Raw genomic sequence first — 12,870 nt, forward strand, 5'->3', positions numbered from 1 at the left:
TGGGCGGCGAACCTGCAACAAAAGCCCTGCATCGGCCCGACGCAAAATTGCGCTCCGCACGGCGCCCGCCGGCCGCCTACGCATCTTGCGGGAACTGCGCATTATCCGCCCGTTCACCATTAAACCTTGCGCAACTGTTTTGCCCTATTTGCTTGAATGACAAGAATATTAGGGGGGTGATCACGGTGCAATTTGCATGGATGCAGCTGATACGTCCGCGCCTGCCGGTGCTGTGGCCCATCGCCGCCCTCATCGCCCTGCCTCTCGTCCTGATGCTGGCGCTGATCGTGACAGGCGCCTTTGCGCAGGGCGGTCCCGCCGAAATCCACGGCCGCTCTTTCATGATCGGCCTGGCCGTATATCTTTTCGCCGCTGTGGGCGCCCTACGCATCGGTCTTTCTCGCCTCAGCCAGCTGGAGGCGCTGGGCCTGACCGACAGCCTGTGCAATGTCCCCAACCGCCGCGCGCTGCATCTCGATACGCAGCAGCGCGCCACCACGGGCGAAGACATTGCCGTGGCGATGATCGATCTCGACGGCTTCAAGAACGTGAACGACCAGTACGGCCACGCCGTGGGCGACCGGGTGATCCGGGAATGCACCCGGCTCATGGGCGAGATTTGCGCCGGAGAGGCCAGCCATTATCGCCTGGGCGGCGATGAATTTGCCGTGGTCGTGATCGGCCCGCTGGCAGGCAATATCCTCGAAGGGATCTGCCACAAGCTGCTGACCGCGCTGCAATCGCCGCTGATCGTGGATGACCGCCGCATCAGGCTGGGTGCCAGCATCGGCCTGACGCGATCATCTGCCGAATATCCGCTCAGTTCCTCGGAACTTCTGCGCCGGGCCGATGTGGCGATGTATGTGTCCAAGGAACTGGGCAAGAACCGCTGCACCTGGTTCAAGGAGGAATTCGACCAGCGGCGCGAAGAGCGCAAGCAGATCGAGAACGACTTGCGCCGCGGGCTCGAACGCGGCGAGTTCCGTTTGCTGTATCAGCCACTGGTCGATGCCAAGACGCGCGAAGTGGTGGCGGTAGAGGCGCTGATCCGCTGGGACCGCCCCGATGGGCTGCGCATGGGGCCGGATGTGTTCATTCCCATTGCCGAGGAATCGGGGCTGATCGGCCCCATCGGCCTGTGGGTGCTGCAACAGGGGTGCCGTGACGCGCTGAACTGGGGCTCGGTCAAGCTGTCGGTCAATGTGTCCGCCGCGCAATTGCGCAATCCCGAATTCCCCATCCAGCTGGGGCAGGTGCTGGAAGAAACCGGCTTCCCCCCTGCGCGCCTGGAACTGGAAGTAACCGAGACCTATCTGGTGGGCGATCCCACCGTGGCCGGGCGCAGTCTGGAAATGGTGCGCAGCTTTGGCGTGGGCGTGGTGCTCGACGATTTCGGCACCGGCTATGCCTCGATCGGGTTCCTGCGCAAATTCTGTTTCGGCAAGCTGAAGCTCGACCGGTCGCTGGTGGTGGAATCCGCCTCGGACCTCGGCTCGCACGCGATGATGGTGTCCAGCATCGCGGTGGCCCGCGCCATGGACATGGACGTCACCGCCGAAGGCATAGAGACCGAAGCGCAGGCCGACATGGTGCGCGCCGCGGGCTGCGACCAGATGCAGGGCTGGCTTTATTACAAGGCAATCACCGCGGACGAAATCGGCGCCATCGTCTCCTCGAAAGACCCGGGCATAGCGCTAACGGGAACTTAACCATGGCTGCGCAAACGATCAGGCAAAATGGCACAGGGCGGGGCTGAACGATGACACAGGCAGGCGCAGCAATGGCAGCAGAGGGAATTTTCAGCAGGATGGCGGGCAATGCGCCCGAACGGCAGCCCGAAGACCGGCTGCGCGCGCTGCTGGCAGCGGGGCTTGGCCTGGGCGCGGCACTGGCCGCGCTGGTGCTGGCCGCGCTGGCACTGGGCGGCGAAGCGGGCGGCGCGGCCCGCACTGCGGTGGCAGGCCTTGCCTTGCTTGGCGGCGCTGCTGCGGTTCTGATGGGCCTGCGCGGACTTGGCATCCTGCGCGCGGAGATTGCGCAAGCCACTGCCGAAATGCGCTCCGCCTTGCAGGACAAGGACGACGCGCTTCAGGCGGCCAATCGTGAAATCGCGGATCTGCGTGCGCAGCACGAACGCGAACAGGCCGAAATCGCCGCACTGGCCGCCGGGCTGGACGCATTGCACGCGCAGCGCGAACAGAACCGGCAAGAGCGTGAGCGGCTGTTCAACGAACTGGCCGAGCGGTTCGAACAATCGGTGGGCGATGTGGTGGGCGGCGTGGCCGCAGCCACCTCGCAATTGCAGCAGACCGCCAGTTCCATGGCGCATACGGCCGATCTGACCTCCACCCAGATTCACACGCTGGCCAGCGGGCTGTCCGATGCCTCCGCAGGGGTGACGGCGGCAGCCGCGGCCAGCGACGAATTTGCCATGTCGATTGGCGAGATCAGCCGGCAGGCCGGCAATTCCGCACAACTTGCGCGGCGTGCCACCGAAACCGCCGCGCGCGCGGACGCCACCATTTCACAATTGACCAGCAGCGCTGCCCAAGTGAGCCAGATCGTCGAGATGATCTCCACCATCGCGCGGCGCACCAATCTGCTCGCGCTCAACGCCAGTATCGAGGCCGCGCGCGGGGGCGAAGCCGGGCGCGGCTTTGCCGTGGTTGCCGCAGAGGTCAAGGAACTGGCCAGCCAGACGGGCCGCTTCACCGAGGAAGTGGCGAGCCAGATCCGCGCGATGGAGGATTCCACCGGCGCCAGCGTCAAGGCGCTGCACGCAATCATGGAGCAGATCCGCGAACTGGAGGAGACCTCGATCTCGATCGCTGCGGCGGTGGATCAGCAATCGGTCGCAGGGCAGGATCTGGCGCGCAGCATCGACATGGCCGCACGCAGCACCGAAGCGGTGACCGGCAATCTCCAGCACGTGCGCGACATCTCGCAAAACACGGGCGAGGCCGCCGCGCAGGTGCTCAGCTCCTCCAGCGAACTGGAGCGGCAGGCACGCCATTTGCGCGAGCAGGTGCACAGCTTCCTGGGGCGCATCCGGGCCGCCGCCTGACTGCGATTTTGCGGCCTAACTGCTTGTTAACGCGTTATTTGCCATAAGGGCGGGTGAGGGAGCGGCACGAAATGGATGATCTGCTGGCCGATTTCATTGCCGAGGCGCAGGATATGCTGGCCGCGCTGGCGGGCGAGATCGTGGCGTGGGAACAGAACCCCGCCGACCGCGCCCGCATGGACGCCATCTTCCGCTTCTTCCACACGATCAAGGGCAATTGCGGCTTCTTCGATTTCCCTCAACTCGAAGCGTTAAGCCATGCCGCAGAGGACGTGCTGGCCGATGTGCGTGCCGGCCGCCGCCAGCCCGATACCGCGCTGGTCGATCTGGTGCTGGCGGTGATCGACCAGATCGCCGACATGATCGAAGCGCTGGACCAGAACGAGGCGATTGCCGCCGATGCGGGCAAAGACCTGATCGCGCGGCTGAAAGGCGATGCCGCAGACATCCACGAAGACGGGCCCGCCCCCGCCGCCAACGCGCCGATCGCGCCTGCCGGAAAGGCCGCCCATCCGGCAAATGCCGCGCGCCGCCGCACGGTGCGCCTGCCGGTGGATCTGATCGACCAGATCATGGGCGGCGTGTCCGACATGGTGCTGGCCCGCAACGAACTGGGCAAGCGGCTCCAGCAATTGGGCGGGCAGAGCGGGCTGGAATCCGCCTTTGGCAGGCTGGGCGCGGCGCTGGACGAGGTGCGCGACGCGATCACCCGCACACGGATGCAATCGATCGACGTGCTGTTCAACGCCTATCCCCGGCTGGTGCGCGACCTGTCTGCCGAATTGGGCAAGCAAGTGCTGGTCGAACTGGAAAATGGCGATGTGGAGCTGGACCGCGAACTGATCGAGCTGATCCGCGACCCGCTGGTTCATGTCATCCGCAACGCCATCGACCACGGCATCGAAACGCCGGAGGAACGCCGTGCCGCCGGCAAGCGCGAGATCGGCGTGCTGCGCATTTCCGCCCGCCAGACCGGCAATGAAATCCGCATCGCGGTGATTGATGACGGGCGGGGCGTGGATTCGGATGCCGCGCTCGCCCGCGCCATCGCCAACGGCCTTGTCACCCCCGAAGAAGGCGCGAAAATGTCCGCGCGCGAACGCAATCTGCTGGTCTGCCAGCCGGGCTTTTCCACGCGGAGCGAAGTGACATCGGTATCGGGTCGGGGCGTTGGCATGGATGTGGTGCGCGCCAATCTCGAACAGATCGGCGGCTCGCTTTCGATCGACAGCACAGCAGGGGCCGGCACGCGCATCCTGCTCAACGTGCCGCTGACACTCAGCATCGTGCCTGCCCTGACAGTGGGCGTTGGCGGGCAGAAATACGCCATCCCGCGCAGCTATGTCGAGGAAGTGGTGCGGCTGACCGGGCAGGCGCAGCGGCAATCGGCGGTGGGCGGCGCGCGGCTGATCGATGTGCGCGGCGTGCAGGTCCCCTGCGCCTTGCTGGGCGAAGTGCTCGGCGTGGCCAATCCTGCCCGTCCCGGCGCGCTCGTGGTCATCCGCCTTGTCGGCGGCGACCTGATCGGGTTCGAAGTGGACCAGGTGTTCGATCACGAGGAACTGGTGGTAAAGCCGCTCTCGCCGGTCATCATGGCCAGCGGATTTTACGTGGGCAACACGCTGATGGATGACGGCAGCCCGGTGCTCATGCTCGATGTGTCGGGCCTGACGCGCAAGGCCGGGCTGATCCGCGAAGTCGAACATCGCGTTAATCCGCAGGCAATCGACCAGAACATCGAGCGCGCCGCGCGCGAACGCGTGCCCGCCTTGCTTTTCGTGGGCATGGACGGGCAGCGCCGCGTCATTCCCATGCGCAATGTCGATCGGATCGAACGGATTCCGGCGCAGGCTGTCCGCGTGGCTGGGGCCCGCGCGCAGATCGCCTTTCAGGACACCATCCTGCCGCTGACGGGCCTGATTCCCGGCGCGGATCTGCCCGAACGGCTCAACATCATGCTGCTGAGCGGTTCGGACCGGCAACTTGCCTACGCCTTTGCGCAGATGATCGACACCACCGCGATTGATGCCGATCTGCGGCCGAATGGCGCGGGCGAGGAGGCCGCCGCCCTTGCCCTGATTGACGATGCACCGGTGGAAGTGCTTGATTGCCCGCTCCTGTTCGCCACTGCCTTTGGCGGTGTGAGCCGGGGTCGCAAGCCAGTGTGCCATCTGGTCGGGGCTGGTGATGGCGGCTGGGCACGCGATGTGCTGCAACCCTTGGTCGAGGCGGCCGGATACCGCGTGGTGGCGGACGGGGATGTAGCTGCCGCGGGCGAAGCCGATATCGCCATCGTGCTTGACGATGCGCCGGCCGAACTTGCCGCGCAGTCGCGGCGCGTCATCCGCCTGCGCAGCGGACGCGAGGCGGAGCAGGACGGCGAGGATAGCATTTACCGCAACGATGCCGACGCCCTGCGCGCGGCGCTGCTTTCGGTGCGCATGGAGCAGGGCCGATGACGCAGCTTTATCTTGTGGCAACGGTGGCCGGGCGGCGCGTGGCTTTCCGCACGGCGCAGATCCATTCGGTGATCGATGTGGAAGCGGTGACGCCCGTGCCCGGCACCCCGCCCTGTGTAGCCGGCCTTTCCGCCCTGCGCAGCCGCCCGCTGACCGTGATCGATTGTGCGGTTGCGCTGGGACAGGCGGAGGAGCCCATCCCGCCAGTCAAGGCGCTGGTCGTGAACCAGAACGGTTTCCTCTACGCCTTGAGTGTGGAGGATGTGGAGGACGTGGTCTGGATCGAGAGCGAGGCCGAACCGCTGCCTGCGGGGCGGCATGGCGGCTGGGAACAGGCGGCGCTGGGCATGGTTAGCCTGGGCGGTGAAATGCTGCTTCTGGCCGATCCGACGGCGGTTCTGGACTCCATAGAGGCTGCCCCCACCTCCAGATCGGCTAGGGGCCTGGCCCCCGCGCCTAACCATGCGGCCGCGCAGTAAGGGACTAAACGAACGCGACAAAACGCTGAAATATAATGAAAGTGGGTGCCATGAAGAAGTGTCTTATCGTCGATGATTCGCGGGTCATCCGCAAAGTCTCGCGGCACATTGTCGAAACACTCGGCCTTGAGGTGAGCGAGGCGGAGAACGGGCGCGAGGCGCTCGATCTGTGCGCCGGGCAAATGCCCGACGTGATCCTGCTCGACTGGAATATGCCGGTGATGAGCGGCATCGAATTCATCGTGCACCTGCGCCGCAGCCCCGGCGGGGACAAGCCCAAGGTGGTGTTCTGCACCACCGAAAACGATGTGGAGCATATCCGCCAGGCGATGAAGGCCGGGGCCGACGAATATGTGATGAAGCCCTTCGATCACGATACCTTGCAGATCAAGTTTCATCTGGTTGGCGCGCTGTAAGAGCCGGGAATGGATCACGCGACGGATCCCTTGACGGCGCCGGGAACGGCAGGCGGACACGCGACTGATGCGCGGGAAGCCGCGCCTGTGCGTGTGCTGGTGGTGGACGATTCCCTGGTCGCGCGCGCGGTCTATGCCCGCCTGATCGCGGCAGAGAGCGATTTTGCGCTGGCCGGGCAGGCCTCCACAGCGGAAGAAGCGCTGGAAATGCTGCGCATCACCGGGGTCGATGTGATCCTGCTCGATCTGCAGATGCCGGGCATGGGCGGGCTGGACGCGCTGCCGAAAATGATGGCGTTGGCGCCCAAGGCGCGGGTGCTGGTCGTCTCGTCGCTGACGGTGGAAGGGGGCGAACATACGCTGGCCGCGCTGGCGCTGGGCGCGGCAGACACTTTGCCCAAGCCCGAACCGGGCCGCTATGACAGCGAATACCGCGCGATGCTGGTCGATCGCATCCGTGCGCTCTGCCCGCGCCGGACGCAGCGCACCGCGCCGCCGCCGCGAATGGCTGTCCGAGCCGCGCTGCGGCCCGCGCGCGTGCTGGCGATCGGCGCCTCGACAGGGGGGATTCTGGCGCTGCGCCAGTTCTTCGAAAGCCTGCCGCCGCGCATCGGTATGCCCATATTGGTGACACAGCATCTGCCGGCCTCTTTCCTGCCCGCTTTCGTGGGACAGATCGCGCGCTTTTCGGGCCGCCCTGCCCGGCTGGCGGAAAATGGCATGCTGCTGGCGGCGGACGAGGTGCTGATCGCGCCGGGCACTGCGCATCTGGAAGTGGCGGCGCGCGGCGAGGAGCTGGTAGCGCGGCTGACAAAGGCCAGCACAGGCACTGGCTGTATGCCCTCGGTCGATCCGATGCTCGCCTCGCTGGCGCAGGCCACGGGAGGCAAGGCGCTGGCTGTGGTGCTGACGGGCATGGGCCGTGACGGCACCGAAGGCGCGCAAAGCCTGGTGGCAGCGGGCGGCAGCGTGCTGGTGCAGGACGAAGCGAGCTCGGCTGTCTGGGGGATGCCCGGATCGATTGCCGGGGCGGGCCTCGCCAGCGCAATCCTTCCCCCGGCCGAACTGGCGCGGCGTATCCGGCCGCTTTTTGCCGACAGCGCAAAGGCGGGGCAATTGGCGGGATGACCTTCCTCGACGACATGACCATCGGCCTGATTTCGCGCGTGCTGGAAGCGCATACCGGGCAAACCATTACCGAAGATCGCAGCTGGCGCGTCGCCACGGTGCTGATGCCGCTGTTCCGCGAACATGACATCTCCACCGGAAGCCAGCTTGTCGCCGCCATGACGGGGCCGGGAAGCGAGGCCTTCGTGGGCGCCATGGTCGACGCGCTGCTCAACAACGAAACCTATTTCTTCCGCGACATCGGCGTATTCGACACGCTGCGCCAGACGGTCCTGCCGGATCTGGCGCGCAAGGTGGGCGAGCGCCGCAAGCTGGCGATCTGGTCAGCGGGATGCTCTACCGGGCAGGAAGCGCTTTCCCTGGCGATGATCTTCGCCGATCAGCCGCAGCAATGGAAAGGCTGGCGGATCGAGATCATGGCAACGGATGTCTCGGCGAAGGCCATTCGCGCCGCACGGGCCGGCATCTATTCGCAGTTCGAGGTGCAGCGCGGTCTTGGCGTGGCGCAGATGCTGCGCCATTTCGACGAGGCGCCGGGCGGCTGGAAAGTGCGGCCTGACCTGTCGCGCATGGTGCGCTTTGCCACGCACAACCTGCTCGACACGGCGCCCAAGCCGGGCCAGTTCGACCTGATCCTGTGCCGCAATGTGCTGCTCTATTTTGACGCCGCCCGCCGCACCGCCGCGTTCGAGCGGCTGTCCGCTGCGCTGAAGCCGCATGGCCTGCTGCTGCTGGGCGGGGGCGAGACGGCAGGCAATCACTGTGGCTATCTGGCCGCGCGGGACGATGCCTTTGGCCTGTATTCGCTGGTCAACCGCCCCGCTGCGGCCCCGGCAATGCGATAGCTTACGCGCCTTCGCCTTCCGGCCTGAAATCGAGGCTGGCCGAATTGATGCAATAGCGCAGGCCATCCGGCCCCGGCCCATCCGGGAACACATGGCCCAGATGCCCTTCGCAGCGCGCGCATACCACTTCGGTGCGGATCATGCCGTGGCTGACATCGCGGTGCTCTTCCACCGCATCGGGCGCGGCCGGAGCGGTGAAACTGGGCCAGCCCGATCCGCTGTCATATTTCGCATCGCTGGCGAACAGCGGCAGGCCGCAGCCCGCACAGGTATAAAGCCCGGCCTGCTTGTTCTTCTCATACTTGCCGGTGAAGGCCCGCTCGGTGCCTTTCTGGCGAAGGATCATATATTGTTCAGGGCTGAGGCGTTCGCGCCATTCGCTTTCGGACAGGTTCAGCTTGTCGGGCATATTCTTCTCCTCAGCCTATCCATCCATATGGGTAACCGGCCGGACAATGGAAGGGACAGGAGGCCCCTTTCAGCTGTTTACATCGGCATAATCGCGCGGCGGCGGGATGCCTTCCATCTTTTCCTGGAGCAGCGGGCGAAAGCTGGGGCGGCTTTTCATCACCCGGTACCAGCCATGCGATTCCTCGTGCCCGCTCCAGTCAATTCCGCCGAGGTAATCGGCCACCGATATCTGCGCGGCAGCGGCGAAATCGGCAAGGCTCAATTGCGCACCCGCCAGCCAGCGGCGATTGCCCACCAGCCAGTCGATATATTCGAGGTGATCGTGCGCCAGCTTCATCGCGCTGCGCAATACGCCGGAATCGGGGGTGAGGCGCAGCACCAGCCGCTTCTTCAGCTTTTCGTGCAGCAGGGGATGGGTGACATCGGCAAAGAAGTTCTGATCAAACAGCGCGACAAGACGGCGGATTTCCGCGCGCTGCGCCGCATTGCCAAGGATCAGCGGGTTGCGATCCTCAGTCTCCTCCAGATATTCGCAGATCGCCTGACTGTCGATCAGCGGCGCGCCGCGCGCCGGATCGTGCAGCACCGGCACACGGCCGGCGGGGTTCAACTGATAAAAGGTGTCATCCCCGTCCCACGGATAGACCCGCTCCAGATCGAAAGGGACGCCTTTTTCCGCCAGCGCCAGGCGCGTCTTGCGGGAAAAGGGGCACAGGGCAAAATGATACAGCTTCCACATCCCGGTTGGCTTAGCGCCAAGCGCCAAAGAACTACAATGGCGAACTACAGGGGCGAACTACAATCCCGATTGCTCCAATATCGGCAGGCAGACAGGCATCATCGCGGCAATCTGGTCATGCGTGACCAGTGATTGCGCCTCGCTCTGGAACAATTGGCCCAGTTGCTCCGTTGTGATCCCTGCCTCGTCCAGCACCTGCGCGCTGGCAGCCACGAAGAATTCGCGCCCGCGTTCCGCCATGGCAGGGAAAGCCAGCGCCCATGCCTCGCCCGCCGCCTGCCGGTTGGCGACCAGCGCAAAGGTGGCCGAACAACGCAGGAGCAGCCGATGGTCGAGATCGAGCGCCTGCGCAGATACGGGGGCAGGCTGCGCCGTGGCGGCAAGCGGCAGGGCGATCAGTGCCAGACTGGCAAGAATGGTCTTCATGCCCGCCCCCTTGCCAGCCCGATCCTGAACGCGGCCTTCACGCGGCCGTTTTTCCCGCTTTGGCATCCATCGCCAGCACCGGATTGTCGGGCCCGCTTTCCCGGCCGGCCAGGAATTCGTTGCGGATATTGCGATAGGAAAACTTCCATTCCCCCTCCACGCGCACCAGTTCGTCCTCGTAAATGCCGAATGTGCCCAGCGTCGGGGTGAACCGCTTGCCATCGGGCGTGCGCGGGCCATCATTGGCGCATTCGAACCAGAAACCGGTATGCCACGCCCGGTCGCCTTCCACCCGGATCACCGATTGGCACAGCACATGGCGCAGGATCGCCGGATTGCCGTCCACATCGCAGTAAATGCCCGCCACCGCTTCCTTGAAACCCTTGGCCGCAGCGCGAATATTCTCGCGCCCCGTTACCGCCCCGCGGGCAAATTCCAACGTGCCGTCTTCGGTGAAGGTATCGGCATAGGTATCGAAATCGTTGTAATCCATCGCCATCAGGTAGCGGGCCAGCAGATCCTCGATCTCGGCACGGTCGCGGGCATAGTCAGCTGCGTATTTCATGGGTGGCAAGGCTCCTCTCTCCGCCCGCACCTTAGGATTGCGAAAGGCCGGCCCGCAAGAGCGTTGACTTGCACGCGGCGCCTGCGCAATCGTAAGCACAACATACGAATTGGGAGAGAGACTCGTATATGTCGCAAGATCGTATCGCCGCGCTGGAAGCCAAGCTGGCCGAGATGGAGCGCCGCCTGACCATCCGCGAGGATGAGCTGGACGTGAAGAAGCTGCAATATCTCTACGGCTATCTGATCGACAAATGTATGTACGATCAGGTGGTTGACCTGTTTGCCGACGACTGCGAAGTGCGCTTCTTCGGCGGTGTGTTCAAGGGCAAGGCAGGCGTGAAGCGCCTGTATATCGAACGCTTCCGCAAGCGGTTCACCCACAACAATAACGGGCCGGTTGACGGCTTCCTGCTCGATCACCCGCAGATCCAGACGATCATCGACATCGACCCTGATGGCAAGACCGCCCGCCTGCGCGGCCGCAGCACCATGCAGGCCGGGCGCCACAAGGACTATACCCATCCCGAAAAGGGCCTGGGCGTGCGCCAGTGGTGGGAAGGCGGCATCTACGAAAACGTCTATACCAAGGGCGAGGATGGCAAATGGCGGATCAAGCTGCTCAATTACTTCCCGCATTGGCACGCCGATTTTGACAAGGGCTGGGCCTATACCGACGATCAATATGTGCCCTTCATCACCAAGCTTTATCCCGAAGATCCCGCCGGCCCGGACGAGCTCTATGACGATTTCTTCCTCTGGCCCACGCACAAGCTGCTGCCGTTCCACATGAAGCACCCGATCACGGGCGAGGAAATGGTGGCCGAGCGCTGGGAAGGTGATCTGGAGCGCGACCGGGTGCGCGCGGCAGAGCGCGCGGCACTCAAGGCAAAGGGCTGATCCGATGACTGCTTACCCGTCGCTCCACATGATCATCAACGGCCAAAAGGTGGCGGGCGGATCGCGCCGCACCCACGCCGTGGTCAACCCCGCCACGGGGGAAGTGCTGGGCGAATTGCCACTGGCTGATGCCGCCGATCTCGACCGGGCGCTGGACGTGGCGGCGGAAGGCTTCGCCATCTGGCGCAAGAGCACCCCGCAGGAGCGCAGCGCTGTGCTGCAGGGCGCGGCGCGGCTGATGCTGGAACGCGCCGATGACCTGGCGCGCATCGCCACGATGGAGGAAGGCAAGCCCTTTGCCGAGGCCCGCATCGAAGTGATGATGAATGTCGGCCTGTTCAACTTCTATGCCGGCGAAGTCTTCCGCCTCTATGGCCGCGAACTTGTGCGGCCCGAAGGGATGCGCAGCACGGTGCGGTGGGAACCTGTGGGGCCGGTTGCGGCCTTTGCGCCGTGGAACTTCCCGCTGGGCAATCCGGGGCGCAAGCTGGGCGCGCCGGTGGCGGCGGGCTGTTCGGTCATTCTGAAAAGCGCGGAGGAAACGCCCGCTTCGGCGCTGGGCGTGCTGCAATGCCTGCTCGATGCAGGCCTGCCGCCGCAAGTGGCGCAGGCGGTGTTCGGCGTGCCGGACGAGGTGAGCCGCCATTTGCTGGGCAGCCCGATCATCCGCAAGCTGTCCTTCACCGGCTCCACCGTGGTGGGCAAGCATCTCGCGCGGCTGGCGACCGAGAATATGCAACGCACCACGATGGAACTGGGCGGGCACGGCCCGGTGCTGGTGTTCAGCGATTCCGATGTGGACAAGGCGCTGGCGACTGCCGTGGGCGGCAAATACCGCAATTGCGGGCAGGTGTGCGTGTCCCCCACGCGCTTCATCGTGGAAGAAAGCGTGTTCGAACGCTTCCGCGATGGGTTCATTGCGGGCGCAAAGGCGCAAGTGGTGGGCAACGGGCTTGATCCCGCCACCACGATGGGGCCAATGGCCAATCCGCGCCGCCCCGAAGCGATGGACCGGCTGATCGGCGATGCGGTGGCCAAGGGCGCAAAGCTGGGCACCGGCGGGGAGCGCATTGGCAATCAGGGCTTCTTCTATGCGCCGTCGGTGTTGTCCGAAGTGCCGCTGGATGCCGACATCATGCACGAAGAGCCGTTCGGCCCGGTCGCCATCATCAACCCGTTCAAGGGCGAAGAGGCGATGATCGCGGAAGCCAACCGCCTGCCCTATGGTCTTGCTGCCTATGCCTGGACATCCGATGTCCAGCGCCAGCGTCGCCTTGCCGCGCAGATCGAGGCAGGGATGATCGGCATCAACAGCCACATGATCGGCGGGGCCGACGCGCCCTTTGGCGGGGTCAAATGGTCGGGCCATGGCAGCGAGGACGGGCCGGAAGGCGTCACCGCCTGCATGGTGCTGAAAGCCGTCCACGAGGGCTGAGGCA

General features: G+C 64.9%; 13 protein-coding genes. 9 read left to right on the forward strand and 4 right to left on the reverse strand.

What is annotated here, in order from left to right; genetic code table 11:
- Nucleotides 1–200: 200 nt before the first annotated feature.
- The 7 genes from WFP44_RS07875 to WFP44_RS07905 all read left to right on the forward strand — a co-directional run bounded on the left by WFP44_RS07875 (nt 201) and on the right by WFP44_RS07905 (nt 8,391).
- On the forward strand, nt 201–1,709 hold the full coding sequence (locus tag WFP44_RS07875; RefSeq protein ID WP_336925892.1) for a putative bifunctional diguanylate cyclase/phosphodiesterase: 1,509 nt from the start codon (nt 201–203) through the stop codon (nt 1,707–1,709).
- A 71-nt stretch (nt 1,710–1,780) separates the two neighbouring features.
- Nucleotides 1,781–3,064, forward strand: coding sequence for a methyl-accepting chemotaxis protein (locus tag WFP44_RS07880; protein ID WP_336925893.1), 1,284 nt, complete (start codon nt 1,781–1,783; stop codon nt 3,062–3,064).
- A gap of 71 nt (nt 3,065–3,135) precedes the next feature.
- Nucleotides 3,136–5,523 carry a chemotaxis protein CheA gene (locus WFP44_RS07885; RefSeq protein WP_336925895.1) on the forward strand — a complete coding sequence of 796 codons (2,388 nt, stop codon included), beginning with the start codon at nt 3,136–3,138 and terminating at the stop codon, nt 5,521–5,523.
- Nucleotides 5,520–6,002: a chemotaxis protein CheW gene (locus tag WFP44_RS07890; RefSeq protein WP_336925897.1), complete on the forward strand. Its 483-nt coding sequence runs from the start codon at nt 5,520–5,522 to the stop codon at nt 6,000–6,002. The genes WFP44_RS07885 and WFP44_RS07890 overlap by 4 nt, the downstream gene beginning before the upstream one ends.
- A gap of 50 nt (nt 6,003–6,052) precedes the next feature.
- The gene (locus WFP44_RS07895) at nt 6,053–6,418 is read left to right on the forward strand and encodes a response regulator (RefSeq protein WP_336917885.1); all 366 of its coding nucleotides are present in this window, start codon (nt 6,053–6,055) and stop codon (nt 6,416–6,418) included.
- Nucleotides 6,419–6,427: 9 nt separating this feature from the next.
- On the forward strand, nt 6,428–7,546 hold the full coding sequence (gene cheB / locus WFP44_RS07900; protein ID WP_336925898.1) for a chemotaxis-specific protein-glutamate methyltransferase CheB: 1,119 nt from the start codon (nt 6,428–6,430) through the stop codon (nt 7,544–7,546).
- Nucleotides 7,543–8,391, forward strand: coding sequence for a CheR family methyltransferase (locus tag WFP44_RS07905; RefSeq protein ID WP_336925899.1), 849 nt, complete (start codon nt 7,543–7,545; stop codon nt 8,389–8,391). Before cheB ends, WFP44_RS07905 begins: the two co-directional genes overlap by 4 nt.
- A gap of 1 nt (nt 8,392) precedes the next feature.
- Here WFP44_RS07905 and msrB read toward each other — a convergent pair whose 3' ends face one another.
- From msrB to WFP44_RS07925, 4 genes are all read right to left on the reverse strand, one after another.
- Complete coding sequence (msrB, locus tag WFP44_RS07910) at nt 8,393–8,800, reverse strand: peptide-methionine (R)-S-oxide reductase MsrB (protein WP_336925900.1); 408 nt, start codon at nt 8,798–8,800, stop codon at nt 8,393–8,395.
- Nucleotides 8,801–8,869: 69 nt separating this feature from the next.
- Nucleotides 8,870–9,541: a glutathione S-transferase family protein gene (locus tag WFP44_RS07915; protein ID WP_336925902.1), complete on the reverse strand. Its 672-nt coding sequence runs from the start codon at nt 9,539–9,541 to the stop codon at nt 8,870–8,872.
- 57 nt (nt 9,542–9,598) lie between these two features.
- Nucleotides 9,599–9,967 (reverse strand): hypothetical protein, encoded by a 369-nt coding sequence (locus tag WFP44_RS07920; RefSeq protein WP_336925904.1) that lies wholly within the window; start codon nt 9,965–9,967, stop codon nt 9,599–9,601.
- Nucleotides 9,968–10,004: 37 nt separating this feature from the next.
- Entirely contained in the window at nt 10,005–10,532 is a 528-nt protein-coding gene (locus tag WFP44_RS07925; RefSeq protein WP_336925905.1) for a nuclear transport factor 2 family protein, read from the reverse strand.
- 128 nt (nt 10,533–10,660) lie between these two features.
- On the opposite strand from WFP44_RS07925, the gene WFP44_RS07930 reads away from it, so the two are divergent.
- Together WFP44_RS07930 and WFP44_RS07935 are read left to right on the forward strand one after the other, a co-directional pair.
- Complete coding sequence (locus tag WFP44_RS07930) at nt 10,661–11,431, forward strand: nuclear transport factor 2 family protein (RefSeq protein ID WP_336925906.1); 771 nt, start codon at nt 10,661–10,663, stop codon at nt 11,429–11,431.
- 4 nt (nt 11,432–11,435) lie between these two features.
- Nucleotides 11,436–12,866 (forward strand): NAD-dependent succinate-semialdehyde dehydrogenase, encoded by a 1,431-nt coding sequence (locus WFP44_RS07935; protein WP_336925907.1) that lies wholly within the window; start codon nt 11,436–11,438, stop codon nt 12,864–12,866.
- The last annotated feature ends 4 nt before the right edge of the window (nt 12,867–12,870 follow it).

Origin of the sequence: Alteraurantiacibacter palmitatis, assembly GCF_037154115.1 — a bacterium.
Lineage (GTDB): Bacteria > Pseudomonadota > Alphaproteobacteria > Sphingomonadales > Sphingomonadaceae > Alteraurantiacibacter > Alteraurantiacibacter palmitatis.

Coding starts and splice junctions, on each gene's coding strand:
- WFP44_RS07875 (WP_336925892.1), top strand. CDS start 201: ATGCAGCTGATACGTCCGCGCCTGCCGGTGCTGTGGCCCATCGCCGCC.
- WFP44_RS07880 (WP_336925893.1), top strand. CDS start 1,781: ATGGCAGCAGAGGGAATTTTCAGCAGGATGGCGGGCAATGCGCCCGAA.
- WFP44_RS07885 (WP_336925895.1), top strand. CDS start 3,136: ATGGATGATCTGCTGGCCGATTTCATTGCCGAGGCGCAGGATATGCTG.
- WFP44_RS07890 (WP_336925897.1), top strand. CDS start 5,520: ATGACGCAGCTTTATCTTGTGGCAACGGTGGCCGGGCGGCGCGTGGCT.
- WFP44_RS07895 (WP_336917885.1), top strand. CDS start 6,053: ATGAAGAAGTGTCTTATCGTCGATGATTCGCGGGTCATCCGCAAAGTC.
- cheB (WP_336925898.1), top strand. CDS start 6,428: ATGGATCACGCGACGGATCCCTTGACGGCGCCGGGAACGGCAGGCGGA.
- WFP44_RS07905 (WP_336925899.1), top strand. CDS start 7,543: ATGACCTTCCTCGACGACATGACCATCGGCCTGATTTCGCGCGTGCTG.
- msrB (WP_336925900.1), bottom strand. CDS start 8,800: ATGCCCGACAAGCTGAACCTGTCCGAAAGCGAATGGCGCGAACGCCTC.
- WFP44_RS07915 (WP_336925902.1), bottom strand. CDS start 9,541: ATGTGGAAGCTGTATCATTTTGCCCTGTGCCCCTTTTCCCGCAAGACG.
- WFP44_RS07920 (WP_336925904.1), bottom strand. CDS start 9,967: ATGAAGACCATTCTTGCCAGTCTGGCACTGATCGCCCTGCCGCTTGCC.
- WFP44_RS07925 (WP_336925905.1), bottom strand. CDS start 10,532: ATGAAATACGCAGCTGACTATGCCCGCGACCGTGCCGAGATCGAGGAT.
- WFP44_RS07930 (WP_336925906.1), top strand. CDS start 10,661: ATGTCGCAAGATCGTATCGCCGCGCTGGAAGCCAAGCTGGCCGAGATG.
- WFP44_RS07935 (WP_336925907.1), top strand. CDS start 11,436: ATGACTGCTTACCCGTCGCTCCACATGATCATCAACGGCCAAAAGGTG.